At 54.7% G+C, this 24,569-nt stretch carries 23 protein-coding genes and 1 pseudogene; 10 read left to right on the forward strand and 14 right to left on the reverse strand.

The window, feature by feature from the left end:
- The 4 genes and pseudogenes from ACQE3Y_RS09065 to ACQE3Y_RS09080 all read left to right on the forward strand — a co-directional run.
- A pseudogene (locus ACQE3Y_RS09065) lies at positions 1 to 285 on the forward strand (hypothetical protein); the annotation flags it as partial.
- Positions 286 to 442: 157 nt separating this feature from the next.
- Positions 443 to 937, forward strand: coding sequence for a DUF2569 domain-containing protein (locus tag ACQE3Y_RS09070; RefSeq protein WP_426981470.1), 495 nt, complete (start codon positions 443 to 445; stop codon positions 935 to 937).
- A gap of 146 nt (positions 938 to 1,083) precedes the next feature.
- Positions 1,084 to 1,416: a hypothetical protein gene (locus ACQE3Y_RS09075; protein ID WP_426981471.1), complete on the forward strand. Its 333-nt coding sequence runs from the start codon at positions 1,084 to 1,086 to the stop codon at positions 1,414 to 1,416.
- A 63-nt stretch (positions 1,417 to 1,479) separates the two neighbouring features.
- On the forward strand, positions 1,480 to 1,902 hold the full coding sequence (locus ACQE3Y_RS09080; protein WP_426981472.1) for a hypothetical protein: 423 nt from the start codon (positions 1,480 to 1,482) through the stop codon (positions 1,900 to 1,902).
- A gap of 111 nt (positions 1,903 to 2,013) precedes the next feature.
- Here the strand turns inward: ACQE3Y_RS09080 and mfd are convergent, their stop codons facing one another.
- Together mfd and ACQE3Y_RS09090 are read right to left on the reverse strand one after the other, a co-directional pair.
- Complete coding sequence (gene mfd / locus ACQE3Y_RS09085; RefSeq protein WP_426981473.1) at positions 2,014 to 5,463, reverse strand: transcription-repair coupling factor; 3,450 nt, start codon at positions 5,461 to 5,463, stop codon at positions 2,014 to 2,016.
- Positions 5,464 to 5,598: 135 nt separating this feature from the next.
- Entirely contained in the window at positions 5,599 to 5,817 is a 219-nt protein-coding gene (locus ACQE3Y_RS09090) for a hypothetical protein (protein ID WP_426973007.1), read from the reverse strand.
- A 246-nt stretch (positions 5,818 to 6,063) separates the two neighbouring features.
- On the opposite strand from ACQE3Y_RS09090, the gene lolC reads away from it, so the two are divergent.
- From lolC to cobB, 5 genes are read left to right on the forward strand one after another with little or no spacing between them, the layout of a single operon-like run.
- Positions 6,064 to 7,263 (forward strand): lipoprotein-releasing ABC transporter permease subunit LolC, encoded by a 1,200-nt coding sequence (gene lolC, locus ACQE3Y_RS09095; RefSeq protein ID WP_426973005.1) that lies wholly within the window; start codon positions 6,064 to 6,066, stop codon positions 7,261 to 7,263.
- Positions 7,256 to 7,960: a lipoprotein-releasing ABC transporter ATP-binding protein LolD gene (gene lolD, locus ACQE3Y_RS09100; protein ID WP_426973003.1), complete on the forward strand. Its 705-nt coding sequence runs from the start codon at positions 7,256 to 7,258 to the stop codon at positions 7,958 to 7,960. Before lolC ends, lolD begins: the two co-directional genes overlap by 8 nt.
- Positions 7,960 to 9,201 (forward strand): lipoprotein-releasing ABC transporter permease subunit LolE, encoded by a 1,242-nt coding sequence (lolE, locus tag ACQE3Y_RS09105; protein ID WP_426973001.1) that lies wholly within the window; start codon positions 7,960 to 7,962, stop codon positions 9,199 to 9,201. The genes lolD and lolE overlap by 1 nt, the downstream gene beginning before the upstream one ends.
- Before the next feature lie 22 nt (positions 9,202 to 9,223).
- On the forward strand, positions 9,224 to 10,132 hold the full coding sequence (nagK, locus tag ACQE3Y_RS09110; RefSeq protein WP_426981665.1) for an N-acetylglucosamine kinase: 909 nt from the start codon (positions 9,224 to 9,226) through the stop codon (positions 10,130 to 10,132).
- Positions 10,133 to 10,145: 13 nt separating this feature from the next.
- Positions 10,146 to 10,985 (forward strand): Sir2 family NAD+-dependent deacetylase, encoded by an 840-nt coding sequence (gene cobB / locus ACQE3Y_RS09115; protein WP_426972999.1) that lies wholly within the window; start codon positions 10,146 to 10,148, stop codon positions 10,983 to 10,985.
- A gap of 136 nt (positions 10,986 to 11,121) precedes the next feature.
- On the opposite strand, the gene potD is transcribed toward cobB, so the two are convergent.
- From potD to potA, 4 genes are read right to left on the reverse strand one after another with little or no spacing between them, the layout of a single operon-like run.
- Positions 11,122 to 12,168 carry a spermidine/putrescine ABC transporter substrate-binding protein PotD gene (potD, locus tag ACQE3Y_RS09120; protein WP_426972998.1) on the reverse strand — a complete coding sequence of 349 codons (1,047 nt, stop codon included), beginning with the start codon at positions 12,166 to 12,168 and terminating at the stop codon, positions 11,122 to 11,124.
- A gap of 11 nt (positions 12,169 to 12,179) precedes the next feature.
- Positions 12,180 to 12,950: a spermidine/putrescine ABC transporter permease PotC gene (potC, locus tag ACQE3Y_RS09125; RefSeq protein ID WP_426972996.1), complete on the reverse strand. Its 771-nt coding sequence runs from the start codon at positions 12,948 to 12,950 to the stop codon at positions 12,180 to 12,182.
- Entirely contained in the window at positions 12,950 to 13,810 is an 861-nt protein-coding gene (gene potB / locus ACQE3Y_RS09130; RefSeq protein WP_085072077.1) for a spermidine/putrescine ABC transporter permease PotB, read from the reverse strand. The genes potC and potB overlap by 1 nt, the downstream gene beginning before the upstream one ends.
- Positions 13,794 to 14,909 carry a spermidine/putrescine ABC transporter ATP-binding protein PotA gene (potA, locus tag ACQE3Y_RS09135; RefSeq protein ID WP_426981474.1) on the reverse strand — a complete coding sequence of 372 codons (1,116 nt, stop codon included), beginning with the start codon at positions 14,907 to 14,909 and terminating at the stop codon, positions 13,794 to 13,796. Before potA ends, potB begins: the two co-directional genes overlap by 17 nt.
- A 270-nt stretch (positions 14,910 to 15,179) precedes the next feature.
- Between potA and pepT the strand changes: the two genes are divergently transcribed.
- The gene (gene pepT / locus ACQE3Y_RS09140) at positions 15,180 to 16,406 is read left to right on the forward strand and encodes a peptidase T (RefSeq protein WP_426981475.1); all 1,227 of its coding nucleotides are present in this window, start codon (positions 15,180 to 15,182) and stop codon (positions 16,404 to 16,406) included.
- A gap of 79 nt (positions 16,407 to 16,485) precedes the next feature.
- Here the strand turns inward: pepT and ACQE3Y_RS09145 are convergent, their stop codons facing one another.
- The 8 genes from ACQE3Y_RS09145 to rluE all read right to left on the reverse strand — a co-directional run bounded on the left by ACQE3Y_RS09145 (position 16,486) and on the right by rluE (position 24,478).
- Positions 16,486 to 17,610: a cupin domain-containing protein gene (locus ACQE3Y_RS09145; RefSeq protein ID WP_250652410.1), complete on the reverse strand. Its 1,125-nt coding sequence runs from the start codon at positions 17,608 to 17,610 to the stop codon at positions 16,486 to 16,488.
- Between the two features lie 172 nt (positions 17,611 to 17,782).
- Positions 17,783 to 19,243, reverse strand: coding sequence for a two-component system sensor histidine kinase PhoQ (gene phoQ / locus ACQE3Y_RS09150; RefSeq protein WP_426981476.1), 1,461 nt, complete (start codon positions 19,241 to 19,243; stop codon positions 17,783 to 17,785).
- Positions 19,244 to 19,291: 48 nt separating this feature from the next.
- On the reverse strand, positions 19,292 to 19,960 hold the full coding sequence (phoP, locus tag ACQE3Y_RS09155; RefSeq protein WP_085072073.1) for a two-component system response regulator PhoP: 669 nt from the start codon (positions 19,958 to 19,960) through the stop codon (positions 19,292 to 19,294).
- Between the two features lie 104 nt (positions 19,961 to 20,064).
- The gene (gene purB / locus ACQE3Y_RS09160; protein ID WP_426972990.1) at positions 20,065 to 21,435 is read right to left on the reverse strand and encodes an adenylosuccinate lyase; all 1,371 of its coding nucleotides are present in this window, start codon (positions 21,433 to 21,435) and stop codon (positions 20,065 to 20,067) included.
- Positions 21,436 to 21,484: 49 nt separating this feature from the next.
- A complete protein-coding gene (gene hflD / locus ACQE3Y_RS09165; RefSeq protein WP_426981477.1) occupies positions 21,485 to 22,123 on the reverse strand; it encodes a high frequency lysogenization protein HflD in 639 nt (212 codons plus the stop codon).
- A gap of 37 nt (positions 22,124 to 22,160) precedes the next feature.
- On the reverse strand, positions 22,161 to 23,273 hold the full coding sequence (gene mnmA / locus ACQE3Y_RS09170) for a tRNA 2-thiouridine(34) synthase MnmA (protein WP_250652413.1): 1,113 nt from the start codon (positions 23,271 to 23,273) through the stop codon (positions 22,161 to 22,163).
- Positions 23,274 to 23,371: 98 nt separating this feature from the next.
- Positions 23,372 to 23,809 (reverse strand): NUDIX domain-containing protein, encoded by a 438-nt coding sequence (locus ACQE3Y_RS09175; protein WP_250652414.1) that lies wholly within the window; start codon positions 23,807 to 23,809, stop codon positions 23,372 to 23,374.
- A gap of 12 nt (positions 23,810 to 23,821) precedes the next feature.
- Positions 23,822 to 24,478: a 23S rRNA pseudouridine(2457) synthase RluE gene (gene rluE, locus ACQE3Y_RS09180; RefSeq protein ID WP_426972988.1), complete on the reverse strand. Its 657-nt coding sequence runs from the start codon at positions 24,476 to 24,478 to the stop codon at positions 23,822 to 23,824.
- Between the last annotated feature and the right edge of the window lie 91 nt (positions 24,479 to 24,569).

A 24,569-nucleotide genomic window follows, 5' to 3' on the forward strand; every position in this document is an offset into this window, starting at 1 on the left:
GGGAAAGGAAGCCCCTTACCTACGCCACAACCAACTGTTGCATCTAATGGTTTGGTATATAAATCGAATCCAAAGCATACTCCAGGTCAGCCAAGTAATAGACCTAATGCAGGTATTGAACCTCAGGGTTCATTAAAGCTTTTTGAGCAATCAATTCCGAGCACAAAACAATACCCAAATAAAGAGGTTCGCTTTGCTGTTGATAGCCAGGGGAATGTACACCGTTTTGTTGGTACTACGATGCGAACACATTGCCCGGCGGAGTTCTGTCTGAAGCGATGGTGATTTCTGAAGTTATTAGTAGTGGCGTCAGATAAAGTTGATTACTTAATGGCGGCAATCATCACTCCAAAAGCGCTATTACAGCATATTGGAGCGGGGCTTTGACGGATAGACCTGGATAAATTAAAAAACTTCACATAGCATAATAAAAGGGAACAAAATGGAATGTATAAAATGTCAAAATTATGAAGCAAACAAAGAGTCTGGTTGGTGTGATTTTTGTGAAAAGAAAGAAGTGTGTAAAATTAATGGATTGTTGTACCTTCCTGCTCTGGGTCTTATCCTGGGTATTATTGGGGGAGGCATTGAGCTTTATCGTTTTATCATAACAGTATTTAATTATTTCGATGAGACAGGTTTTTTATCTTATTATGCGATGGGAGCGTTTGCGTTATTGATCTCCGGCTTTCTTTTTTCACTTTATGCCGCATGGTTATTTTTCAGACGCAAGAAAGGAACGCGCAAAGCGATGATTGTTTATTATACCACAGGGCTGATTATTGCTCTCTATATTACTGTGTTACCTGTTATTATTTTCGATATAAATCCAGGGTCGGATAGTATCAGGTTATTAATAGGTGGGGTTACAGGCGTGGTTATTTGGGTGCCTTATTTTATGTTTTCTAAAAGAATCAATATGGTTTTTTGTCGCTAGTTATCATCACTAAAAATTTAAGCGGTTGCGAGTAACCACCATAGCTTTAATGAGGCTCGCTCTTTTAATAGGGAGTTGACGTGAGCAAAGTTACTGAAAACTAAAAATTGTATAAGCGCTGGAAAGCAAAATAAGAGAGGGAAAAAGTGAACTGGATGCATGTGTTAATGGCAGGGTATGCAGGAGCTGTTATTACCATTGTTGTAAGTCTGATGCGTAAAAAGAAATGGATTGGTCGAGGGGGCGCTGTTGTACTTACTTTAGCCGCGATTGCTATATGGAATATCGTTGACATTCACTATTTAAGAAATAATTCTGAACGGGATGTTGAGCATAAATTGGATGCTGCAACCGAAAGCATGCCGTTTTATGGTGTGATGAAAGAACAGGAGCCGCAGTTACTGGCGGAGATACGTTCTCAAGTTTTAACAATGATTAAAGAAGGTAAAAGCGAACAGCAGGTTATCGATTTTATATAGCCACAAATTTTAGCGTTGCAAAAGAAAAGGCTGGCATTTTCACCAGACGATCATGTAATAGCAGTGATGCAGGTCAATATAGAACAAATTTCCGCAGTACAAAAATTTGGTAATGATGCCTGCTACCGCTATTTGTATCCTGAAGTGAAAGGCGGTGTAAATGCCGCTAAAATTATATCAAAAGATATTTTGACAAAGCGAATGAATGCTGACGTGGCAATGATGCGTTCCGCCTGGGGCCCTGACAAGCATCTTATTACTGATGATGAACGGCAAAGCGCACAGAGAAATCTGCGTGAGGTAATACAAAAAATGATACCAAAATATGGTCAGGACCTGGAGATTTTAGATGATCCACGCAAGGGATTAGGTAAAGAGAAAGTGGCGTGCGACATGGTAATAGATTTATGGAATAACATACTCTCATTACCGAAAAGCCAGGCTGCTGGCATTATTCGCATGGTGATGGCTGCCGAAAGCGACTAATTAAGGCAATAGCTATAACCTGCCCTCAGCGGCTTGCTATCTACCTGTTTGCTTTAGCGCGAGCCAACGTTTAACGGGGCCATTTTGGCCCCGTTAAACGTTATTTTCCACTCAGCTCGCTAGCGTATGCGCTTGCATCTGCTCCATTAACTCCCGGATCCATGCCATCCGCAGTTTACGCTCGGCTAATTCACGGGTAAATTTCAGGCGGGTTGGCCCTTCCAGCCGCCACTGCTGCGGATCTTTTTGCAGCAGTCCAATCAACCAGGTGGGATCGACGCAGTTTTTCTCGGCAAATTCGATAAAACCACCTTTTTCGCTGGCCTCGATGCGTTTGACGCCCAGCTGCCGTGCCTCCAGCCGTAGCGCGGCAATATCCAGCAGGTGGCGAGCCGCATCGGGAAGGTTGCCAAAGCGATCGATCAACTCCACCTTCAGATCGTCCAGCTCGCGGCGATCGCCAGCGCTGGCGATACGCTTGTAAAAAGAGAGCCGGGTACTGACATCAGGAATAAAATCATCAGGCAGCAGCGCTGGCATACGCAGTTCGATATCGGTCTGATTGCTGGTCAGATCTTCCAGCGAAGGCTCGCGACCCTCTTTCAACGCATCCACGGCATTTTCCAGCAGCTCCATATAGAGGGAGAAGCCGATAGTTTCCATCTGGCCGCTCTGATCCTCCCCCAGCAGCTCGCCTGCGCCACGGATTTCTAAATCGTGGGTGGCCAGCGCGAAGCCTGCGCCCAGATCCTCCAGCGAGGCGATCGCCTCCAGGCGTTTATGCGCATCGGTAGTCATCGCTTTCGGCGGCGGCGTCAGCAGCCATGCATAGGCCTGGTGATGTGAACGGCCTACGCGTCCGCGTAGCTGGTGCAGCTGCGCCAGGCCAAAGTGATCGGCGCGCTCAATGATAATGGTATTGGCGGTAGGGATATCGATACCGGTTTCGATAATGGTGGTACAGACCAGTACGTTAAAGCGTTGATGATGGAAATCATTCATCACCCGCTCCAGATCGCGCTCGCGCATCTGCCCGTGACCAATGGCGATGCGCGCTTCCGGCACTAAATCTGCCAGCCGCTGGGCCGCTTTTTCGATATTTTCCACATCGTTATACAGGTAATAAACCTGGCCGCCGCGCAGCACTTCGCGCAGGATCGCCTCGCGCACCACCAGGCTGTCATATTCCCGAACAAATGTTTTCACCGCCAGGCGACGCGCGGGCGGCGTAGCGATAATCGACAAATCGCGCATGCCGCTCATCGCCATATTCAGCGTTCGCGGGATCGGCGTGGCGGTTAATGTCAGAATATCGACATCGGCACGCATCGCTTTAATACGCTCTTTATGGCGTACGCCGAAGCGGTGTTCCTCATCGACTATCAGCAGCCCCAGATCGTGCCACTTCAAATCGCTCATCAGCAGCTTATGGGTGCCGATTAAAATATCTATTTTACCGTCGCTGGCCTGCTCCAGTATCTGCGCCTGTTCTTTGGCGCTGCGGAAGCGGGAAAGCATTTCGATGCGCACCGGCCAGTTTGCGAAACGGTCGCGGAAATTATCATAGTGCTGCTGGGCAAGCAGGGTAGTCGGCACCAGCACCGCCACCTGTTTGTTATTCTCTACCGCCAGAAACGCCGCGCGCATCGCCACTTCGGTTTTACCAAAGCCCACATCACCGCACACCAGACGATCCATCGCCAGCGGCTGACACATATCGCTCAATACAGCATGGATTGCCTGGGCCTGGTCCGGCGTGGTTTCAAATGGGAAGCTGTCGCAGAACAGTTGGTACTGCTCACGATCGTATTTAAAGGCGTAGCCCGCCTTAGCGGCGCGCTGTGCATAAATATCTAATAGCTCTGCCGCCACATCGCGCACTTTCTCTGCCGCCTTCTGACGTGCCCGTGACCAGGCATCGCTGCCCAGCTTATGCAGCGGCGCATTTTCATCAGCACCGCCAGCGTAACGGCTGATCAGATGCAGCGAAGAGACCGGCACGTACAGCTTGGCGTCATTGGCGTAGGCCAGCATCAGGTACTCCGCCTTGATGCCGCCCGCTTCCAGCGTGGTCATGCCGATATAGCGCCCTACGCCATGCTCCAGATGTACCACCGGCTGGCCGGGATGCAGCTCTGCCAGGTTGCGGATCAGCACATCGGGATTAATGGTGCGGCGGGTATCCTGACGACGACGCGTCACGCGCTCACCCAGCAAATCGCCTTCGCAGATCAGGGCGCGCTGGCGCAGATTATCAACAAAGCCGCGCTCGCTGGCGCCGATGATCAGATAACGGCCCGGGGCAACGGCTTCGCTCAGGCGCTGAATCACCTTCGGCTGTAGCTTGATGCGTGCCAGCAGCTCCTGTAACGCCTCGCGGCGACCTTCGCTTTCCACCGAGAAGATCACCGCACCATCGAACGCCTCAAGGAAATGGCGCAGGTTATCCAGCGGCGCTTTGGCCTGAGGCTCTATCGCCAGCGGCGGCAGCGGCTGATAATCCAGGTTGGTGTTGGCCGCTTTATCGGGCAACGCCTCGCTGCTCATACGAATGCGCGGCCACTGTTTTAATTCTGCAAACAGGCCATCAGTACGCAACCACAGCGATTCCGGCGGCAGTAATGGGCGCATCGGGTCTACGCGGCGGTTTTCAAAACGCGCCATAATGTCCTGCCAGAAGCGTTCCGCGCTGGCTTCCAGATCGCCGGTGCTGACCACCAGCGTATCGCGCGGCAGATAGCTGAACAGCGGCACCAGCGGCTGTTCAAAAAACAGCGGCTGCCAGTATTCGATCCCGGCGGGCAGGGTGCCTTTGCTCACCTGCTGATAGATATGTTCCGGCTCGCGGCGCACATCGAAATGTTCCCGCCACTGGCTGCGGAACAGCTCAATGGCGACTTTATCCGTGGGAAACTCATGGGCGGGCAGCAGGTTAATTGCCTCCACCTCTTCCAGCGTGCGCTGGCTGTCGACGTCAAACAGCCGCAGGCTGTCGATTTCATTATCGAAAAAGTCGATGCGATAAGGCTGTTCGCTGCCCATGGGGAACAGATCGAGCAGTGCGCCGCGCGTGGCATATTCGCCATGCTCCATGACCTGATCGACATGACGATAGCCCGCCTGTTCCAGCTGATCGCGCAGCCGGTCGCGTGACAGCAGCTGTCCTTTATGCATCACCAGCGCATGACCGTGCAGGAAATCGTGCGGGCAGTAACGCTGCATCAATGTGGTCACCGGCAGGATCAGCACGCCGCGTTCCAGCGTTGGCAGGCGATAAAGCGTCGACAGACGTGCAGAGATAATATCCTGATGTGGAGAGAAGCTGTCGAAGGGCAGAGTTTCCCAGTCGGCCAGGCTCAAAACCGGCTGGTGGGTAAACTGTTGAATTTCATCCTGCAGGCGCAGCGAGGTTTGCATATCAGGCGCAATCAGCATCACCAGCCCCGGGTGACGCTCGGCGATTTCCGCACATTCAACGGCGCAGGCGGCGCCGGTTAGCTGTCCCAGCTGGCGTTGATCGTTTGCCGCAGCGGGCAGGGCATAGCGAATCTGTTCAGGCATAGTCGTTTCGACGTTCTCTCTGTTTATTTCAGGGGCATAATCATTCCACAGAACGCGGCGGGGATCATCTGCTGCGGCAGGCTTTTTGCCTGGCGGGCGCTCTTCAGCCTTAACGTTAACTGGCGGTGTTGCGCTTTAGCGCGCGCGAGGCGAGAAATCATTCACATCATTCACAACGTGACGATCGCTATTTGCCCACTCCAGCTCTTTCTCCGCATGCAGACTCCAGGTGCCGTCATCCCATTGAACATGATAGCTGGCGGGAAAATTTCCCTGTGCGAAAACCGTAACCACCTGACCGCGAATTTCACCAGACTGATGTTTGACAATATTGCCTTTTAGATACTTACTCATAAGCGGCTCCGGTGCCAGCGGCACGGCTAATTAGTTACATTAACCCTTTAAATAGCAAGGGCAAGTATAGTGCAGATTAGCGCAGGGTAATCTTCAGCGTAGGAGACTTTTTTGTGCAACAGAGCGCAGCGGAAAAATTCTGATGCATCTTTACCATTAACTCGGACGGGTAAAGGTTCCATAAAACAAGCGGCTCCTTTATCATCCTGACTACTTTTGCTTTTTGCTACGCATAAGACGGATCTCATGTATCAACCTGTCGCGTTATTTATCGGTTTGCGCTATATGCGCGGACGTGCCTCAGACCGCTTTGGTCGGTTTGTTTCCTGGCTTTCCACTATCGGCATTACCTTAGGCGTGCTGGCGCTGGTTACCGTTCTGTCGGTAATGAACGGTTTTGAGCGCGAGCTGGAAGGCAATATTCTTGGCCTGATGCCGCAGGCGCTAATCACCAGCGACAAAGGCTCAATCAACCCGCAGCAACAGCCCGCCAGCAGCCTGAATTTACAGGGCGTACAGCGTATCGCGCCATTAACCACTGGCGATGTCGTGCTGCAAAGCGCGCGTAGCGTGGCGGTGGGCGTGATGCTAGGCGTGCAGCCTGATGAGAACGATCCTCTGACGCCTTATCTGGTTAATGCACAGCAGCAGGCGCTGCAGCCGGGGCAGTACAACGTGATCCTGGGCGAGCAACTGGCTGCACAGCTGGGCGTGAAGCGCGGCGAGCAGCTGCGTCTGATGGTGCCTTCCGCCAGCCAGTTTACCCCGATGGGCCGCCTGCCCAGCCAGCGCCTGTTTAATGTAATCGGCACCTTTGCCGCCAACAGCGAAGTTGACGGCTATCAGATGCTGGTAAACCAGCAGGACGCCTCGAGGTTAATGCGTTATCCGGCGGGCAATATTACCGGCTGGCGGTTGTGGCTGGATAACCCGCTGGAAGTGGACAGCGTCAGTCAGCAACCGCTGGCGGCGGGGCTGGTATGGAAAGACTGGCGCGATCGCAAAGGCGATCTGTTCCAGGCGGTGCGCATGGAAAAAAACATGATGGGGCTACTGCTGAGCCTGATTATCGCCGTAGCGGCGTTTAACATCATTACCTCGCTCGGCCTGCTGATCATGGAGAAGCAGGGCGAGGTGGCGATCCTGCAAACCCAGGGGCTGACGCGGCGGCAGATTATGCTGGTGTTTATGGTGCAGGGTGCCAGCGCCGGCATTATCGGCGCGCTGCTCGGCACGCTGCTGGGCGTGCTGCTGGCCAGTCAGCTTAATAATTTGATGCCGGTTATCGGTATGTTTCTTGATGGCGCGGCATTGCCGGTGGATATCTCTTTCTGGCAGGTGATTGCCATTGCGCTGACGGCGATGGCGCTGGCGCTGTTGTCGACGCTTTATCCATCCTGGCGCGCTGCCGCCGTACAACCTGCTGAGGCTTTACGCTATGAGTGATTTGAATCTGTTACAGTGTAACCAACTGTGCAAACGCTATCAGGAAGGGAGCGTGCAGACAGACGTGTTACGCGACGTCAGTTTCACCATGCGGCCCGGCGAAATGATGGCCATTGTCGGTAGCTCCGGCTCCGGCAAAAGTACGCTGCTGCATCTGCTGGGTGGTCTGGATGCGCCTACCTCCGGCGATGTGCTGTTCAACGGCCGCGCGCTTAGCAGTATGTCTTCGGCGCAAAAAGCTGAGCTGCGTAACCGCGAGCTGGGCTTTATCTATCAGTTTCACCATCTTCTGCCCGATTTTACCGCGCTGGAAAACGTGGCGATGCCGCTGCTGATTGGCAAAAAAAGCAAGCAGGAGGCGCAGGATCGTGCGCTGGAAATGCTGCGTGCGGTGGGCCTGGAAAAGCGTGCAGCGCATCGTCCTGCTGAACTTTCCGGCGGTGAACGTCAGCGCGTGGCCATTGCGCGTGCGTTGGTCAACAACCCGCGCCTGGTGATGGCCGATGAGCCGACCGGCAACCTGGATGCCCGTAATGCCGATGCGATCTTCGATCTGCTGGGCGAGCTGAACGTGCGTCAGGGCACCGCTTTTCTGGTGGTGACGCACGATCTGCACCTGGCGAAACGGCTGCCCGCGCAGCGCGAAATGCGTGACGGTCAGCTCAGCGAGCAGGTCACGCTGGCAGGAGCGCTGTAATGGCTTCATTATCCTTACTGTTAGCGACGCGCTTCAGCAGCGGACGGCGGCGTGGGGGCATGGTTTCGCTGATTTCGGTGATCTCCACGCTGGGCATTGCGCTGGGTGTGGCAGTGTTAATCGTTGGCCTGAGCGCGATGAATGGCTTTGAACGCGAGCTGAATAATCGCATTCTGGCGGTGGTGCCGCACGGTGAAATCGAACCGGTTAACGACCCGCTTTCCGGCTGGCAGTCGCTGTTGCCGCGTATGGAGCAGGTGCCGGGCATCGCCGCCGCCGCGCCGTACATCAACTTTACCGGTCTGATTGAAAGCGGTGCGAAGCTACAGGCGATTCAGGTGAAAGGGGTCGACCCCGCGCAGGAAAAGCGCCTGAGCGCGCTACCGCAGTTTGTGCAGAATAATGCCTGGGCCAGCTTTAGCGCCGGTAAACAGCAAATCATCATCGGCAGCGGTGCGGCGAAATCGTTAGGTGTCAGGCAGGGCGACTGGCTGACGGTGATGATCCCCAACAGCGACGGGCAAAATAAGCTGCTGCAGCCCAAGCGTATCCGCTTACAGGTCAGCGGCATCCTGCAGCTCAGCGGGATGCTCGATCATAGCCTGGCGCTGGTGCCGCTGGCCGATGCGCAAAAATATCTCGATATGACGGACAAGGTAACCGGCATTGCGCTGAAAATGAACGATCCTTTTAACGCCGTTAAGCTGGTGCGTGATGCGGGCGAGGTAACGAAGGCCTACGTTTATATCCGCAGCTGGATCGGCACCTACGGTTATATGTATCGTGATATTCAGATGATCCGCGCCATTATGTATCTGGCGATGGTGCTGGTGATTGGCGTTGCCTGCTTTAATATTGTGTCCACGCTGGTAATGGCGGTGAAAGATAAAAGCAGCGATATCGCCGTGCTGCGCACGCTGGGGGCGAAGGATGGTCTGATCCGCGCGATCTTTGTCTGGTACGGGCTGCGTGCCGGTTTGTTGGGCAGCGTAAGCGGCGCGGTGGCAGGCGTGCTGGCCGCGCTGTATCTGACGCCGCTGATGCGCGGAATTGAACATCTGACCGGACATCATTTTCTCTCCGGCGATATCTACTTTATTGATTTCCTGCCTTCAGAACTGCACTGGCTGGATGTGGCTTCGGTGCTGGCGACCGCTATCGTTTTGAGCCTGGTGGCCAGCTGGTATCCGGCGCGGCGTGCCAGCCGTATCGATCCGGCACGCGTGTTAAGCGGGCAGTAGGTTTATCGTGGCGGATAAAGCGATGTTTTACGGTTTCGATATGGGCGGCAGCAAAATCGCCCTCGGCGTTTACGATGCGCAGCGCCAGCTGGTATGGAGCAAGCGCGTCCCGACGCCGCGTGACGACTACGCGCAGCTGCTGGAGAGTTTTACCCGCCTGACGGCGGAGGCGGATGCCATTACCGGCCAGCGCGGCAGCGTTGGCGTAGGCGTGCCGGGCCTGCCCAATCCCGACGATGGCACGCTCTTCACCGCCAACGTGCCGGCGGCGCAGGGGCAACGCTTTGGCCGCGATCTCAGCGAGCGGCTGGGACGTGAAGTGCGCATCGATAACGACGCTAACTGTTTCGCGCTCTCCGAGGCCTGGGATGAGGAGTTTCGCGCTTATCCGGTCGTGCTGGGGCTGATCCTCGGCACCGGCGTCGGCGGCGGGCTGGTGGTTGACGGCAAGCCGGTCTCAGGGCGCAGCTTTATCACCGGTGAAGCGGGGCATATGCGCCTGCCGGTGGATGCGCTGGCGCTGCTGGGACAGGATATTCCGCTGCGACAGTGCGGCTGCGGTAAACGCGGCTGCATTGAAACCTTGCTTTCCGGTCAGGGTTTCTCCTGGCTGTTTCACCACTTTTATCAGCAGACGCTCAGTGCGCCCGTGATTATTGAACGCTATTATCAGGGCGATCCACAGGCGCAGGCGCATACCGAGCGCTTTCGTGCGCTGCTGGCGGTTTGTCTCGGCAATCTGCTTACCCTGCTCGATCCGCATTTAGTGGTGCTGGGTGGCGGATTGTCTAATTTCGCAGCGCTCTATGACGGGCTGGCAGAGCAGGTGCAGCCGCACCTGCTGCCGCGGGCGAAGCCGCCGCGCTTTGCACAGGCGCGTCATGGCGATGCGGGCGGAATGCGCGGTGCCGCATTCCTGCATCTCAGGTAATTAAGGAGTTTTTATGCGCACACCCCGTCGCCGTTTACGTATTGCGCGCTTTCGTAAAACCAGGCGCAAGATGCATCAGCGTTTCCGGCAGCGTATTTTTGAACGGGATCGTAACGCTGAGCTGGCGGCACATCCGCAGCCTCGGGTGGTGGTGTTGACCGGTGCAGGCATTTCCGCCGAATCGGGCATTCGTACTTTTCGCGCCGATGATGGCCTCTGGGAAGAGCATCGTATTGAAGATGTCGCTACGCCGGAGGGCTTCAGGCGCGATCCGGCGCTGGTGCAGGCATTTTACAATGCGCGCCGCCGCCAGCTGCAGCAGCCGGAAATCCAGCCTAATGCCGCGCATCTGGCGCTGGCGGAGCTGGAATCGGTGCTGGGTGACAACTTCCTGCTGGTTACGCAGAATATTGATAACCTGCACGAGCGCGCCGGTAGCCAGCGCGTGCTGCATATGCACGGCGAGCTGCTTAAGGTGCGCTGTGAAATGAGCGGGCAGGTGCTGGAGTGGACCGGTGATTTAAGCGCCGATGATCGTTGCCACTGCTGTCAGTTTCCTGCCCGTCTGCGCCCGCACGTAGTCTGGTTTGGTGAAATGCCGCTGGGAATGGATGACATCTATCAGGCGCTCTCTGAGGCGGACTATTTTCTGGCGATCGGCACCTCCGGTCATGTCTATCCGGCCGCAGGTTTCGTACATGAAGCGAAACAGCAGGGCGTCCATACCGTTGAGCTAAATCTGGAGCCGAGCCAGGTGGGTAATCAGTTTGCTGAAAAGCACTACGGGCTGGCGAGCGAAGTGGTGCCTGCCTGGGTAGAGAAGTTTCAGAAAGGGCTTTATCGGCTGGTATGACCCTGCCTCAGGCCGTTGTCAGTAGCTGATTTCAGCGGCAGGGTGATGCGGCCTGATAACTATTCAGGGCATGCGGGAGCTTCTCCCGCATGCCCTTTTACTTTTGCATGCCAGCTGGGTGTTCCGCCAGCTGTTGTTAACGTCCCGCCTTCAGCTTTTGGAACAGCATCTCATACTGGACGCTGGCGTCGCCAACGTCATCCTGCCACTCGCCATTTTTGATCACCTCTGCAGACGGATAGAGTGACGGATCGTTAGCCACGCTGGCCGGTAGCAGCTTTTTCGCCGCCAGGTTCGGTGTCGGATAACCGATGGTTTCCGCCACCTGCGCGGCAACATCCGGACGCAGCAGGAAGTTAATCAGCTTCAGTGCGCCTTCTTTGTTTTTCGCATTTGCCGGTATCGCCAGGCTATCCATCCAGAAAATGCCGCCTTCTTTCGGCCAGACCACTTCCAGCGGGGTGCCTGCCTGACGTGCGACATAAGCCGAACCGTTCCAGATCATGCCCAGATTTACTTCGCCTTCCATAAAGGGATTGCCGGGATTATCGGAATTAAATGCCAGCACATTTGGCATCAGCTTTTTCAGCTCTTCATATGCGGCATTGATCTCTTTAGCATCGCGGGTATTACCGGAATAACCCAGCTTACGCAGCGCCACCTGGAAAACTTCACGCGCATCGTCGGTTAACAGCAGGCTCTGCTTATATTCCGGCTTCCACAGATCGGCCCAGCCGGTAACGCTTTTTGCATCCATCGCATCGGTATTAATGCCGATGGCCGTTGCGCCCCAAATGTACGGGATCGAATAATCATTGTTGGGATCGAACGGCTTGTTCAGCAGGCTCGGATCGAGATTGCTGAAATTGCTCAGCTTGCTTTTGTCGATTTTCTGGATCATGCCTTCGTTGCGCATTTTCGCCACAAAATAGGTGGAAGGCACCACCAGGTCATACGCGCCATCTTTATAAGTTTTCAGCTTGGCGTACATGCTTTCATTGGATTCGTAGGTGGAATAGATCACCTTAATGCCGGTCTCTTTGGTGAACTGCTCCAGCAGCCCCGGCGGGACATATTCAGTCCAGTTATAGAAATAAAGCGTTTTGCCGTCATCAGCGGCCTGCGCGCTCTGTAAGCCCAGCGCCAGCGCCCCAGCCGCCAGCCAGTAACCCCATTTCTTCATGACTTTTCCTCTTATTTTGTTTTATCACGCAGCAACAGCTGACTCGCGGCGACCAGCAGCAGCGACAGCACCATCAGGATGGTCGCCAGTGCGTTCACCTCCGGCGAAACGCCGACTTTTACCATTGAGTAAATTTTCAGCGGCAGGATCTCAAAGCCTGGCCCGGTCACAAACGAGGAGACCACCACGTCATCCATCGACAGGGTAAAGCTCAGCAGCCAGCCTGCGGCAACGGCTGGCATCGCCAGCGGCAGAATAATTTTACGCAGGATGGTTGCTTCGCTGGCCCCCAAATCGCGTGCCGCCTCCAGCATCCTGACATCGAAGCCTTTCAGGCGTGAGTAGACGGTAATCACCACAAACGGCAGGCAAAAGGTAATATGCGAAACCAGCAGCGACCAGAAGCCCAGCGAAATCCCCAGCAGCATAAACAGAACCAGCAGGGAGATCGCCATAACAATATCGGGCGACATCATCACCACAAACAGCATACCGCTGACAAACGGCTTGCCGCGAAAGCGGTAGCGGTAGAGCGCCACCGCCGTCAGCGCGCCGATCAGCGTGGCGAAACTGGCTGAGAGCACGCCCATGATCAGCGAATGCTGCGCCGCCTGGATCAGGCTATCGTTGTTCATTAACAATGCATACCACTGGGTGCTGAAGCCCTGCCAGTTAATGCCGAAACGCGAGGCGTTGAAAGAGTTAACGATCAGGATAACGATCGGAATATACAGCCAGGCATAAATAAGAAACATAAAGCCGCTGCGTAATGTTTTAACCATTATTCCAGCTCCACTTTCTTGTTCAGCATGCGCGCTGCACGCCAGTAGAACAGCAGCATCAGGCCCATCACCAGCGTCAAAACAATGCTGGTGGCCGCGCCAAACGGCCAGTCGCGAATATTCAGGAACTGACTCTTAATCACGTTGCCGATCAGCAGGTTTTTCGCGCCGCCCATCAGGTCAGCGACAAAAAACAGCCCCATCGCCGGCAGCAACACCAGCAGACAACCCGCAACAATGCCCGGCATCGTCAGCGGTAAAATAATGCGCCAAAATGTTTGCAGCTTGCTGGCACCGAGATCGCGCGCCGCCTCCAGACAGGGCTTATCCAGCTTTTCCAGGCTGGAGTAGAGAGGCATCACCATAAACGGCAGCAGGATATAGACCAGCCCCAGCACCACCGCTTCGGAGGTATACATAATGCGAAAAGGCTTATCAATTAGCCCCAGCCATAGCAGAAACTCATTGAGCCAGCCGCGCGTGCTGAGAAAAATTTTCAGGCCATAAATGCGGATCAGCGAGTTGGTCCAGAATGGCACAATCAGCAGAAACAACATCACCGGACGGATACGCGCCGGCAGCTTTGTCAGGCACCAGGCGAAAGGATAGCCGAGCAGCAAACAGCAAAGCGTGGCGATCAACGCCATATTGAGCGAATGCAGCAGTACCGAGGCGTAAAGCGGATCGAGCAGCCGGGTATAGTTATCGAAGGTCAGCGCCAGGCGGACAAAACTGGCGTCATCACGCGTCAGAAAACTGGTGGCGATAATCATCAGGTTGGGCAAAAACACAAACAGCACCAGCCAGCCGACGATCAGCGTGATAATGGTTTTCTGAAAGCGGTTACGCATCATTTTCATCAGGCAGCACCACCTCCCAGCTTTCAACCCAGGTAATCGCCATCTTTTGATCCAGCGAATGGTCAAAATCGGGATCGTCCTCGTTAAAGAATTCGCTGACGGTCACCAGCTTGCCGTTTTCCAGCTCAACGGTGGATTCCAGCGTCATGCCTTTGTAATTGCGTTCGCGCACAAAGCCCACCAGACCTTCTGCACCTTCGTTATCACTAATTTCTTCAACGCGCAGATCTTCCGGACGCAGCAGGACATGAAGATGCTGACCGGCAACCACCGGAAAGGGCACCAGAATATCGCATTCGCGCCCTTCAACGCGGGCGCGGACGCGCTGATTATCCAGCGGCGCAATAACCACCGCGTCGAACACGTTGATCTCGCCGATAAAACGCGCCACAAACAGGTTGGCGGGTTCTTCATAAATTTCACGCGGCGAGCCGTCCTGCTCAATACGCCCGTCGCGCAGCACCACGATGCGATCCGACATGCTGAGCGCCTCTTCCTGATCGTGGGTAACGAACACAAAGGTAATGCCCAGCTTACGCTGCAACGCTTTCAGTTCATTCTGCATCTGTTTGCGCAGCTTGTAATCCAGCGCCGACAGCGATTCATCCAGCAGCAGGACTTTAGGACGATTCACTACCGCGCGCGCAATGGCGACGCGCTGCTGCTGGCCGCCGCTGAGCTGGTGCGGACGGCGATCGGCAAAACTGTCCAGCTGCACCATCGCCAGCGCCTCGTTAACGCGCGCGGTAATTTCTGCCGCTGGCGTTTTTTGCATGCGCAGGCCAAAAGCGACATTCTCAAACACCGACATATGCGGAAACAGAGCATAGCTCTGGAAAACGGTATTAACGTGGCGGTGTTCGGCGGGCGTGGCGGTAATGGTTTCACCGTCGAGAACGATCTCCCCGCTGTCGGTCTCTTCCAGGCCCGCGATCAGGCGCAGAATAGTGGTTTTACCGCAGCCTGAAGGGCCCAGCAAGGTAATAAACTCGCCGTGGTGTATGGTCAGGTTAAAGTCGGCAATAATTTCTTTGCCGTCAAAAGCTTTACTGATGCCAGAAAGCGTAACCAGCGCCGTTTGCGCGCGTGTTTGCGTCATTTTAGTCACTCAGCCCGAAGTTATCGGCAGTCAGGGCTGCCTGTATGTGTGTAGAGCCGGTCGCTACGGTCAACCAGCCAACAAAGTCAGGGGCGCGATGATACCCTAAAAACGCGCTAATTCCATGCTTGCAGGCCAATAACCGCTATTTACCTGGATAAAAAAGCGATTTACCTTTTTGCACACTACGCTTTAACACTATGACCTGACGCAATATGTTGGCAACGCAGGCTTTCCATAATAGCTCACTGCCATTGAGAGAGAAGAAAGATGACAACGCTACTCGACCGGTTTTTACACTATGTTTCGTTTGATACGCAGTCGCGTCCGCATGCGCGCCAGGTTCCCAGCACGGAAGGGCAGTGGCAGCTGGCCAGGGAACTGCAGAAAGAGCTAACCGAGCTGGGGCTGAAAGATGTAACCCTCAGCGAGCACTGCTGCGTGATGGCGACCTTACCGGCAAATGTGGATTATCCCACGCCGGTGATCGGCTTTATTTCTCACGTTGATACCTCGCCCGATTTCAGCGGCAAGCATGTTAATCCGCAAATTGTTGAGAACTATCGCGGCGGGGATATTGCCCTTGGCATCGGTGAAGAGATCCTGTCTCCGGTGATGTTCCCGATACTGCATCAGCTGACCGGCCATACGCTGATCACAACCGACGGTAAAACCCTGCTTGGCGCAGATGATAAGGCGGGCGTGGCGGAGATCATGACTGCGGTGGCGCAGCTGGCGCAGGGAGATATTCCGCATGGCGAGCTTCGCATCGCCTTTACGCCAGATGAAGAGGTTGGGCGCGGCACCGAACATTTTGATGTCGCCGCCTTTGGCGCGGACTGGGCTTATACCGTTGATGGCAGCGGGCTGGGCGAGTTCCAGTTTGAAAACTTTAATGCCGCCTCGGTGACGGTAAAAATCGTTGGCAATAATGTCCATCCCGGTACGGCAAAGGGCGTAATGGTAAATGCGCTGGATCTGGCGATGCGCTTTCATGCCGAGGTCCCGGCCACTGAGAAACCGCAGTTTACCAGCGGCTATGAAGGGTTTTACCATCTGCATGGCGTTAAAGGCAGCGTAGAGCGTGCAGAGCTAAGCTATATCGTGCGCGATTTCGATCGCGACAGCTTTGAAGCGCGTAAGCAGAAGCTGATTGATATTGCCCGACGTGTCGGTAAAGGGCTGAATCCCGACTGCTATATCGACGTAACGGTAGAAGACAGCTATTACAATATGCGGGAGATCATCGAGGCGCATCCACACAGCATTGAGCTGGCGTTGCAGGCGATGCGCAACTGCGGGGTAGAACCCGATGTGAAGCCGATTCGCGGCGGCACCGACGGGGCCTGGCTCTCTTTTAAAGGCTTGCCCTGCCCAAATATTTTTACCGGCGGCTATAACTATCATGGCAAGCATGAGTTTGCCTCGTTAGATATTATGCAAAAAACGGTAGAGGTGATTGTCGGTATCGCCCGACTGGCAGCTGAGAAAAAATAATAAAAAGGCGGCTGGATCTCTCCAGCCGCCGCAGGCGTTGCTCACCGGCAGCTGCCGGCGCTGTTTTTCGCAGAGTCAGTTACCCTTCGTTGAAATACCAGTAACCGTTATTGACCAGTCCGGCCAGCTGCGCCAGAAATGCCGGATCGTCCAGCGCGTCGGCAAAATCCTGCAGGCCCAGCGTCTGTTTGGCCGCCAGCGCATTTAAGGCTGCAGGCCAGGCGGATTCCAGCTGCTCGCCGTTAATAAACACCGCGTCGCCGATTTTCAGCACCCGCAGCCCGCCAAGACGTGACAGCTTATCGCCCTGCTGCAGGGCATCATAAATTTCATCGGGCTGATAGGGCGGCTCCGGCGGCGCAATATCCAGCTCATGACGCGACTGTGAAATAAATTCGCCAAACCACTGACGGAACTGCTCCGGCTGATCGATAACCTCCATCATGAGCTGACGGATGCCGTCGATCTCCTGCGGCAGGATCTCTGCCGGGCAGTCACGCGGCACGATCTCCGGATCGTTGTAGCGGCGGCTGCCCAGCTCGCGAGCCAGTACAAAATCAGCGAAGCCGCTGATCAGCTCGCGTCCGCTCGGCGCACGGAATCCCACGGAGTAGTTCAGCGCATTTTCCAGCGAGTAGCCTTCATGCGGGAATCCCGGCGGAATATAGAGGATATCGCCCGGTTCCATCTCTTCATCGATAATGGCGTCAAACGGTTCAACCTGTAGCAGGTCAGGATGGGGGCAGTGCTGCTTCAGCGGCACCTTTTCGCCAACGCGCCAGCGACGGCGGCCGGTGCCCTGAATAATAAACACGTCATACTGATCCAGATGCGGGCCAACGCCGCCGCCGGGCACCGAAAAGGAGATCATCAGATCGTCGATACGCCAGTCCGGTAAAAAGCGGAACGGGCGCATCAGCGCAGCGGCAGGCTCATGCCAGTGGTTAACCGCCTGAACCAGCAACGACCAGTTATGTTCACCCAGATGATCGTAACTTTCGAACGGGCCGTGGCTCACCTGCCATTTACCGTCCTGCTGACTTACCAGGCGACTGTCTACTTCGTTCTCCATCGCCAGTCCCGCCAGCTCATCCGGAGAGATAGGATCGATAAAGTTTTTAAAGCCGCGTTTCAGGATGACCGGGCGTTTTTGCCAATAATTTTGTAAAAAATCGGTCCAGTTAAGATCGAGCTGATAATCCATAAGGTTTTCCAGTACAGGCGAGAAAGGATAGCAAGTATATACTTGTTATCCTTGAGGTTGCATGTGCGTTGGCGCGCTTTGTTCACTCCGCTAACTTACCTGGCCGGAGAGCGCTGCGCTGCGGCCTTTATGCAACATGAATTATCCAGAGTATAACAGCGGCGACGCGGTTCTACTCAAGGTTATGTTCGACTTCCTGTCGCCGGAAAATCACTTTCATGCGCGCGCCGCCCAGCGTACTGGCTCCGGCTTCAATATCGCCTGCGTACTGCTCCAGAATATCGCGCGCTACCGCCAGCCCTAATCCCTGTCCCGGACGCAGCGTGTCCGCACGCTGGCCGCGCAGAAAGATCATCTCACGTTTGCTTTCCGGAATGCCCGGGCCATCATCTTCCACAATCAGCTGAAGGGTGGAGTCGGTCTGGCGCGCGCTGATTTCCACAAACTCCAGGCAATATTTACAGGCGTTATCCAGCACGTTGCCCATCACTTCCATAAAATCATTCTGATCGCCGACAAAGGTGATTTCCGGGGAAATATCCAGCGTCAGCGAGACGCCTTTACGCTGATAGACTTTATTCAGCGCTGAACAGAGGCTGTCGAGTTGCGCAGAAACCGAATGCAGTTCGCGTTTTAAGGGGTTGTGATCTGCCTGCATGCTGGCGCGATGCAGATAGTAACCAATCTGCTGCGAGATGCGGCTGATCTGCTCCAGCATAATTGGCTCAGCCTGCTCAACAGAGAAGTTTTTACCGCTGCGCAGTGAGCGTAGCGTGCTTTGCAGCACTGCCAGCGGAGTTTTCAGGCTATGGGTCAAATCGGAGAGCGTGGTGCGGTAGCGCGTATAGCGCTGGCGTTCATTGTCCAGCAGCAGATTCAGGTTGCGCACCAGGCTGCGTAACTCCTGCGGCGGATTGGGATCCAGCGCGTCACGCTGGCTGCTCTCCAGCTCGCGAATTTGGCTGGCCAGCGTGCCGATAGGACGCAGGCTCCAGTGCGCTGCCAGCCACAGCAGCGGGATCACCAGCAGCAGGTTAACCAACAGCACATAGCTGAACCATGACCAGACCACGTCGGAGTGTTGCAATTCCTGCGGAATCGAGTCGACCACCACGACTGTCAGCGCGGGCAGGCTGGTGGTGGCGTCATAACGATTTATCGCCACCGAGTGGGTAAAGGTGCCGTCGCCGTTATCATCATAGGCGTGCAGCTTGATTTTGGCCGCCTGATCATCGCCCAGCGCTTTGTCACTGGTCTGATTGCTGGTATCGATTTCGTAAAAGTCGGGCTTTTTCAGCCAGTCAGGACGGATTTTACGGCGAATTTCCGGCACGTCACGCTGCTGCCACAGCAGTCTGCCGCGCTCGTCGTAAATAAAAACCAGCGTAGGCGAGTTTAGCGTCATCTGCTTCGGCTGGGCTATGGTTAGCTGGTTATTCTTCCATTGCGCGAGGGTGTAAAACAGATTGCTTTCACCGCGCATAACGCGATAGGTGGTTTTGTCAAAGCTGACGATATAGCCAACAACCGCAACCATGCCATAGGAAAGAGAGAGGATCAGCACCACGGCAGCCGTCGCCAGCAGAAAGCGGGCGCGGAGCGAAAAAGGGCGTTTGCCCTGTAGGATTTTCATTGATGGTTAAATATCGAAGCGGTAGCCCTGTAGGATTTTCATTGATGGTTAAATATCGAAGCGGTAGCCCTGACCGCGAACCGTAGTGATCACTTCCTGCGGATAAGCCGCCTGTATTTTTTTACGCAGCCGACCCATTAGCACATCAATCGTGTGGCTTTCGCGCAGCTCTGCATCAGGGTAGAGCTGCAACATCAGCGAATCTTTACTGACCACCTTGCCTACGTTACGGATCAGCGTTTCGATAATGGTGTATTCAAAGGCGGTTAGTTTGATTGACTGATCGTTTACCGTCAGTTCACGGCGTGAGAGATCGATATGAAAAGGGGCGAGGTTGATAATTTGCGAGGCCAGCCCGCTGTTGCGCCGCATCAGCGCCTGCATGCGCGCCACAACTTCCTCAATATGGAAAGGCTTGGTGACATAATCATCCGCCCCGGCCTCCAGCGCTTCTACTTTCGCCTGCCAGCCTTCGCGCGCGGTCAGTACCAGGATCGGTTGTTTAACCTCCTGAGCGCGCCAGCGACGGATTAACGTCATCCCATCTTCATCGGGCAGCCCCAAATCAACCAGCGTAATATCAGGTGAATGTTCAGCCAGAAAATAATCTGCCTCTTTTGCATCTTCAGCCGCATCGACCTGATGGCCCATTTCACGCAGCTGCACAGAGAGGTGATGGCGCAGTAAACCGTTATCCTCTACAACCAAAACGCGCATATGCCTTTCCTTTACAGATAATCTTGAGTTGAGTATAGAGGGGCACGGATAAACCGAGGGTTAACACAGAGCAATCCCGGACGCCAGGCGTCCGGGAAAAGGCTTTACTTCAGATCGTCGACCATCTGCACAGCGCGACCCAGGTAGTTTGCCGGGGTCATCTGCTTCAGACGGGTTTTCTCTTCTTCCGGCAGCGCCAGGCTGTCAATAAACGTCTGCATGCCAGCCGCGTCCACGCGTTTGCCGCGCGTCAGCTCTTTCAGCTTTTCATACGGCTTTTCAATGCCGTAACGACGCATAACGGTCTGAATCGGCTCCGCCAGCACTTCCCAGTTCTGGTCCAGCTCCGCCAGCAGGCGATCGCGGTTAACTTCCAGCTTGGAGATGCCTTTCAGCGTCGCCTGATAGGCGATAAGCGCATAACCCACACCCACGCCCAGATTACGCAGCACGGTGGAATCGGTCAGATCGCGCTGCCAGCGGGAAACCGGCAGCTTGGTCGCCAGATGCTGCATAACGGCATTCGCCAGACCGAGGTTGCCTTCTGAGTTTTCAAAATCGATCGGGTTAACTTTATGCGGCATTGTCGAGGAGCCAATTTCGCCAGCGATGGTTTTCTGTTTGAAGTGATTCAGCGCGATATAACCCCAGATATCGCGATCGAAATCGATCAGGATGGTGTTGAAGCGCGCAATACAGTCAAACAGTTCAGCAATATAGTCGTGCGGCTCGATCTGGGTGGTGTAGGGGTTCCAGCTGATGCCCAGCGAGGTGACGAAAGATTCGCTCAGCTGATGCCAGTCAACTTCCGGATAGGCTGCCAGATGAGCATTATAGTTTCCGACCGCGCCGTTGATTTTGCCCAGAATCTCTACCTGCTCCAGCTGACGCAGCTGACGCGTCATACGGTAAGCGACGTTCGCCATCTCTTTGCCCAACGTCGAGGGGGTTGCAGGCTGGCCGTGAGTACGTGACAGTAGCGGAATATCGCGATACTGATGCGCCAGATCTTTTACCGCATCAATCAGCTGCGTCCAGTAAGGCAGAATCACTTCGCGGCGGGCCGTTTCCAGCATCAGCGCATGAGAGAGGTTATTGATATCCTCAGAGGTACAGGCAAAGTGGATAAATTCGGAAACGGCATGCAGCGCCGGTACATCGGCCACTTTCTCTTTCAGGAAATACTCAACCGCTTTAACGTCGTGGTTAGTGGTGCGTTCAATGGTTTTGATGCGCGCAGCATCATTTTCATTAAAATTGGCCACAATCGCATCAAGGTAAGCGTTTGCGTCAGCGTCAAAAGCAGGAACTTCCTTGATCTCTGCAGTCGCGGCCAGTTTTTGTAACCAGCGAACTTCAACCGCAACGCGGAATTTCAGCAGGCCGAACTCGCTGAAAATGCCACGCAGTGGGCTGACTTTGTCGCCGTAACGACCATCGACAGGTGAGACGGCGGTCAGAGAGGATAATTCCATCAGAGCAACTCCTGGATCGTTAACTAAAGGTCTGGTGCATTCGGCCCGATCAGGCCGAAGGCATACCGGCTAAAATACGTTTCGCCTCACGGATAAGGCGGTTTCGGTAAAACATTAACTGCAGGCGGCCACCGCCAACCTGATGCCAGAGCACAGCGGAACGAATACCCGCCAGCAGGGCGGCGCGCACTTTGTTCTGTACCTGAGAATTTTGTAGCACCGCAGGTGACCCTGTCACCTGAATGCGTGGCCCAAGCGGACTAATCACATCCACATAAATCCCGGCCATGGCGGCGATAATGGTTTCGGAATCGATATCGTAATGGCTCAGCTGGCGATCAAGCTGGGCAATGCGCTGGGCCAGCGTATCTAGGGCAGATTTATTGGCGCTAAGCTTACGCTCCAGCACCATCATACTTAGGGTATAACGCGTCAGTTCCGCTCCCAGCCCCTGACGGCTGGGGTTACTCAGCACCGCCAGCAGCGTTTCAAGACCAAAACGCAGCTGGGCTTCATCGTTACCGTAAACCGCCAGAGTGGAAGAGGGATTAAGATCGAGCAGGCTGCTCAGAGAGGTTTTTAACACCTGCGCATCGCACTGGCCCTGATGGGCCAGCTGCTGTGCCAGGTGCGCGGACTGGCAGATCCCTGCCAGCGCCAGCGTGATGTCATAATAATTTTTAGCCACGGTTACTCCTGTATACACATCGTAAGCCGCACGCGATTTATGCCGGCACCAGCGGTAAACGCTGTTCGATAATACCGCCGCCAAGGCAAATTTCGCCCAGGTAAAATACCGCGGACTGGCCTGGCGTCACAGCGGCCACCGGCTGCTCGAAGCGCACCTCAATGCGATCATCATCCAGCGGGGTGATAACGCAGGGAATATCTTCCTGACGGTAACGGGTTTTCACTACGCATTGCAACGGCTCACGCAGCGCCTGGCGATCGACCCAGTGCAGCTGTTGCGCAATCAATCCAACCGACATCAGACGCGGATGGTCGGCGCCCTGAGCGACGATCAGGCGATTACTGGCGACATCTTTGTCCACCACATACCAGGGATCGTCATTGCTCTCTTTCATGCCGCCAATGCCCAGCCCTTTCCGCTGTCCAAGCGTATGGTACATCAGACCCTGATGTTCGCCCACCGTCTGGCCATCAACGGTAACGATAGCGCCTGGCTGAGCAGGCAGATAGCGCCCAAGGAAATCGCGAAATTTACGCTCGCCGATAAAGCAGATACCGGTTGAATCTTTTTTCTTCGCGGTCACCAGCTCCAGCTGTTCAGCAATGCGGCGCACTTCCGGCTTCGACAGTTCGCCGACCGGGAACAGGCTCTGTGCAATTTGCTGGTGGCTGAGCGTATAGAGAAAGTAGCTTTGATCTTTGTTGCCGTCGAGACCGCGCAGCAGCTGGCTTTGACCATTGCTGTCCTGGCGGCGCACGTAATGACCGGTAGCAATATAGTCTGCGCCGAGATCTTCCGCCGCGAACTCGAGGAACGCTTTAAATTTGATCTCTTTGTTGCACAGAATATCGGGGTTAGGCGTACGGCCCGCCTTGTATTCTTCCAGGAAATGCTCGAAGACGTTATCCCAGTATTCGGCTGCGAAGTTAACCTTATGCAGCTTCATGCCAAGTTTGTCGCAAACGGCCTGGGCGTCGGCCAGATCATCCGCAGCGGTACAATACTCTTCGCCGTCGTCCTCTTCCCAGTTTTTCATAAATAACCCTTCCACCTGATAACCCTGCTGCTGCAGTAACCAGGCGGAAACGGAAGAATCGACGCCGCCGGACATTCCGACGATCACTTTTTTCTGGCTGTTGTCAGACATGACACACTCACGACAAGGAACAAAAACAGGCGGCGTATTCTAGCACGCGTGCGTCAGTGACGCATCCCCGGCGCGGACGTTGCCTGACCGGAAAGCCATTATCGATAAAACTGCACCATCGACAGCGGATAACGTACGCCGCTCTGCCAGATGCGTACGCTCTCCGCTACCAGCGGCGAACGCAGATGGTTAGCGGTTAAAATCTGCTGCGGCGGCAGCCACCAGCAACGGTCGATATCACTGTCCTGCGGATGGGTTTCCAGACGTTCCGGTAGATCGAGGGCAAACAGAAAACGGATAAAAGGCGTTTTATCCGGCGCGGTCCACTGTTGCACGCCGAGAAAACTGTTCATCTCCGCCTGAATGCCGGTTTCCTCATAAAGTTCACGGCTGGCAGCCTGCAGCAGGCTTTCCTCTGCTTCCAGATGACCGGCTGGCTGATTCCAGGTTGCTTTACCGTTAATGGTTTCTTCTACCACCAGCAGTTCGTCTTCCGCCTGCACAATGCAGGCCACGGTAACGTGCGGTTTGTACATAGGCTGCTCCGGTTAAAAACGATCGGTAATGTCACGCCATTCGCCAGGCGCGAGATCATCCAGCGTTAACGATGCCATACCATAACGAATCAGACGCAAAACAGGAAAGCCAACGTGTGCAGCCATGCGGCGAACCTGGCGGTTACGTCCTTCATAAAGGGTTATTTTAAGCCAGCTGACGGGAATCGATTTACGTTCACGAATGGGCGGCTGACGCGGCCAGAGCCAGGCGGGTTCATCGACGCTTTCTACTTCGGCGGGCAGGGTGGGGCCATCTTTCAGAATAATGCCACTGCGCAGCGCCTGCAGCGCGCTTTCATCCGGCTCGCCTTCAACCTGAACGTAATAAATTTTTCCGGTACGCTTGCCCGGCTGGGTCAGCTTTGCCTGTAGCGCGCCATCGTTGGTCAGCACCATCAGGCCTTCGCTGTCGCGGTCCAGGCGGCCTGCCGCATAAACGCCGCTAACCGGAACAAAATCTTTTAGGGTGGAACGTCCCGCCTCATCGGTAAACTGCGGCAGAACATCATAAGGTTTGTTAAAAACGATCACACGTCGCGGCCCCTTGTGCTGCGGCTTTGCAGGAGCAGGGCGGCTGAATCGTTTAACTCGGTGATTATTAACAACTGTTTTACGCATAAGCTTTGCACTTGACTTGAATGAGCGCATTATAACGCGAAATTGAGATGATTGGCGCGACGGCAATATTCAAGTAGTATTGACGCGCATCTTACAAATCATTAACAAAAAAGCGCTCGAA

The sequence above is a fragment of the Pantoea sp. FN0305 genome (assembly GCF_050113845.1).
Lineage (GTDB): Bacteria > Pseudomonadota > Gammaproteobacteria > Enterobacterales > Enterobacteriaceae > Mixta > Mixta alhagi.

Bases quoted from the DNA above. Each gene is read 5' to 3' on its own strand.
- ACQE3Y_RS09070 (WP_426981470.1), top strand. From the start codon at position 443: ATGGAATGTATAAAATGTCAAAATTATGAAGCAAACAAAGAGTCTGGT.
- mfd (WP_426981473.1), bottom strand. From the start codon at position 5,463: ATGCCTGAACAGATTCGCTATGCCCTGCCCGCTGCGGCAAACGATCAA.
- ACQE3Y_RS09090 (WP_426973007.1), bottom strand. From the start codon at position 5,817: ATGAGTAAGTATCTAAAAGGCAATATTGTCAAACATCAGTCTGGTGAA.
- lolC (WP_426973005.1), top strand. From the start codon at position 6,064: ATGTATCAACCTGTCGCGTTATTTATCGGTTTGCGCTATATGCGCGGA.
- lolD (WP_426973003.1), top strand. From the start codon at position 7,256: ATGAGTGATTTGAATCTGTTACAGTGTAACCAACTGTGCAAACGCTAT.
- lolE (WP_426973001.1), top strand. From the start codon at position 7,960: ATGGCTTCATTATCCTTACTGTTAGCGACGCGCTTCAGCAGCGGACGG.
- nagK (WP_426981665.1), top strand. From the start codon at position 9,224: ATGTTTTACGGTTTCGATATGGGCGGCAGCAAAATCGCCCTCGGCGTT.
- cobB (WP_426972999.1), top strand. From the start codon at position 10,146: ATGCGCACACCCCGTCGCCGTTTACGTATTGCGCGCTTTCGTAAAACC.
- potD (WP_426972998.1), bottom strand. From the start codon at position 12,168: ATGAAGAAATGGGGTTACTGGCTGGCGGCTGGGGCGCTGGCGCTGGGC.
- potC (WP_426972996.1), bottom strand. From the start codon at position 12,950: ATGGTTAAAACATTACGCAGCGGCTTTATGTTTCTTATTTATGCCTGG.
- potB (WP_085072077.1), bottom strand. From the start codon at position 13,810: ATGAAAATGATGCGTAACCGCTTTCAGAAAACCATTATCACGCTGATC.
- potA (WP_426981474.1), bottom strand. From the start codon at position 14,909: ATGACGCAAACACGCGCGCAAACGGCGCTGGTTACGCTTTCTGGCATC.
- pepT (WP_426981475.1), top strand. From the start codon at position 15,180: ATGACAACGCTACTCGACCGGTTTTTACACTATGTTTCGTTTGATACG.
- ACQE3Y_RS09145 (WP_250652410.1), bottom strand. From the start codon at position 17,610: ATGGATTATCAGCTCGATCTTAACTGGACCGATTTTTTACAAAATTAT.
- phoQ (WP_426981476.1), bottom strand. From the start codon at position 19,243: ATGAAAATCCTACAGGGCAAACGCCCTTTTTCGCTCCGCGCCCGCTTT.
- phoP (WP_085072073.1), bottom strand. From the start codon at position 19,960: ATGCGCGTTTTGGTTGTAGAGGATAACGGTTTACTGCGCCATCACCTC.
- purB (WP_426972990.1), bottom strand. From the start codon at position 21,435: ATGGAATTATCCTCTCTGACCGCCGTCTCACCTGTCGATGGTCGTTAC.
- mnmA (WP_250652413.1), bottom strand. From the start codon at position 23,273: ATGTCTGACAACAGCCAGAAAAAAGTGATCGTCGGAATGTCCGGCGGC.
- ACQE3Y_RS09175 (WP_250652414.1), bottom strand. From the start codon at position 23,809: ATGTACAAACCGCACGTTACCGTGGCCTGCATTGTGCAGGCGGAAGAC.
- rluE (WP_426972988.1), bottom strand. From the start codon at position 24,478: ATGCGCTCATTCAAGTCAAGTGCAAAGCTTATGCGTAAAACAGTTGTT.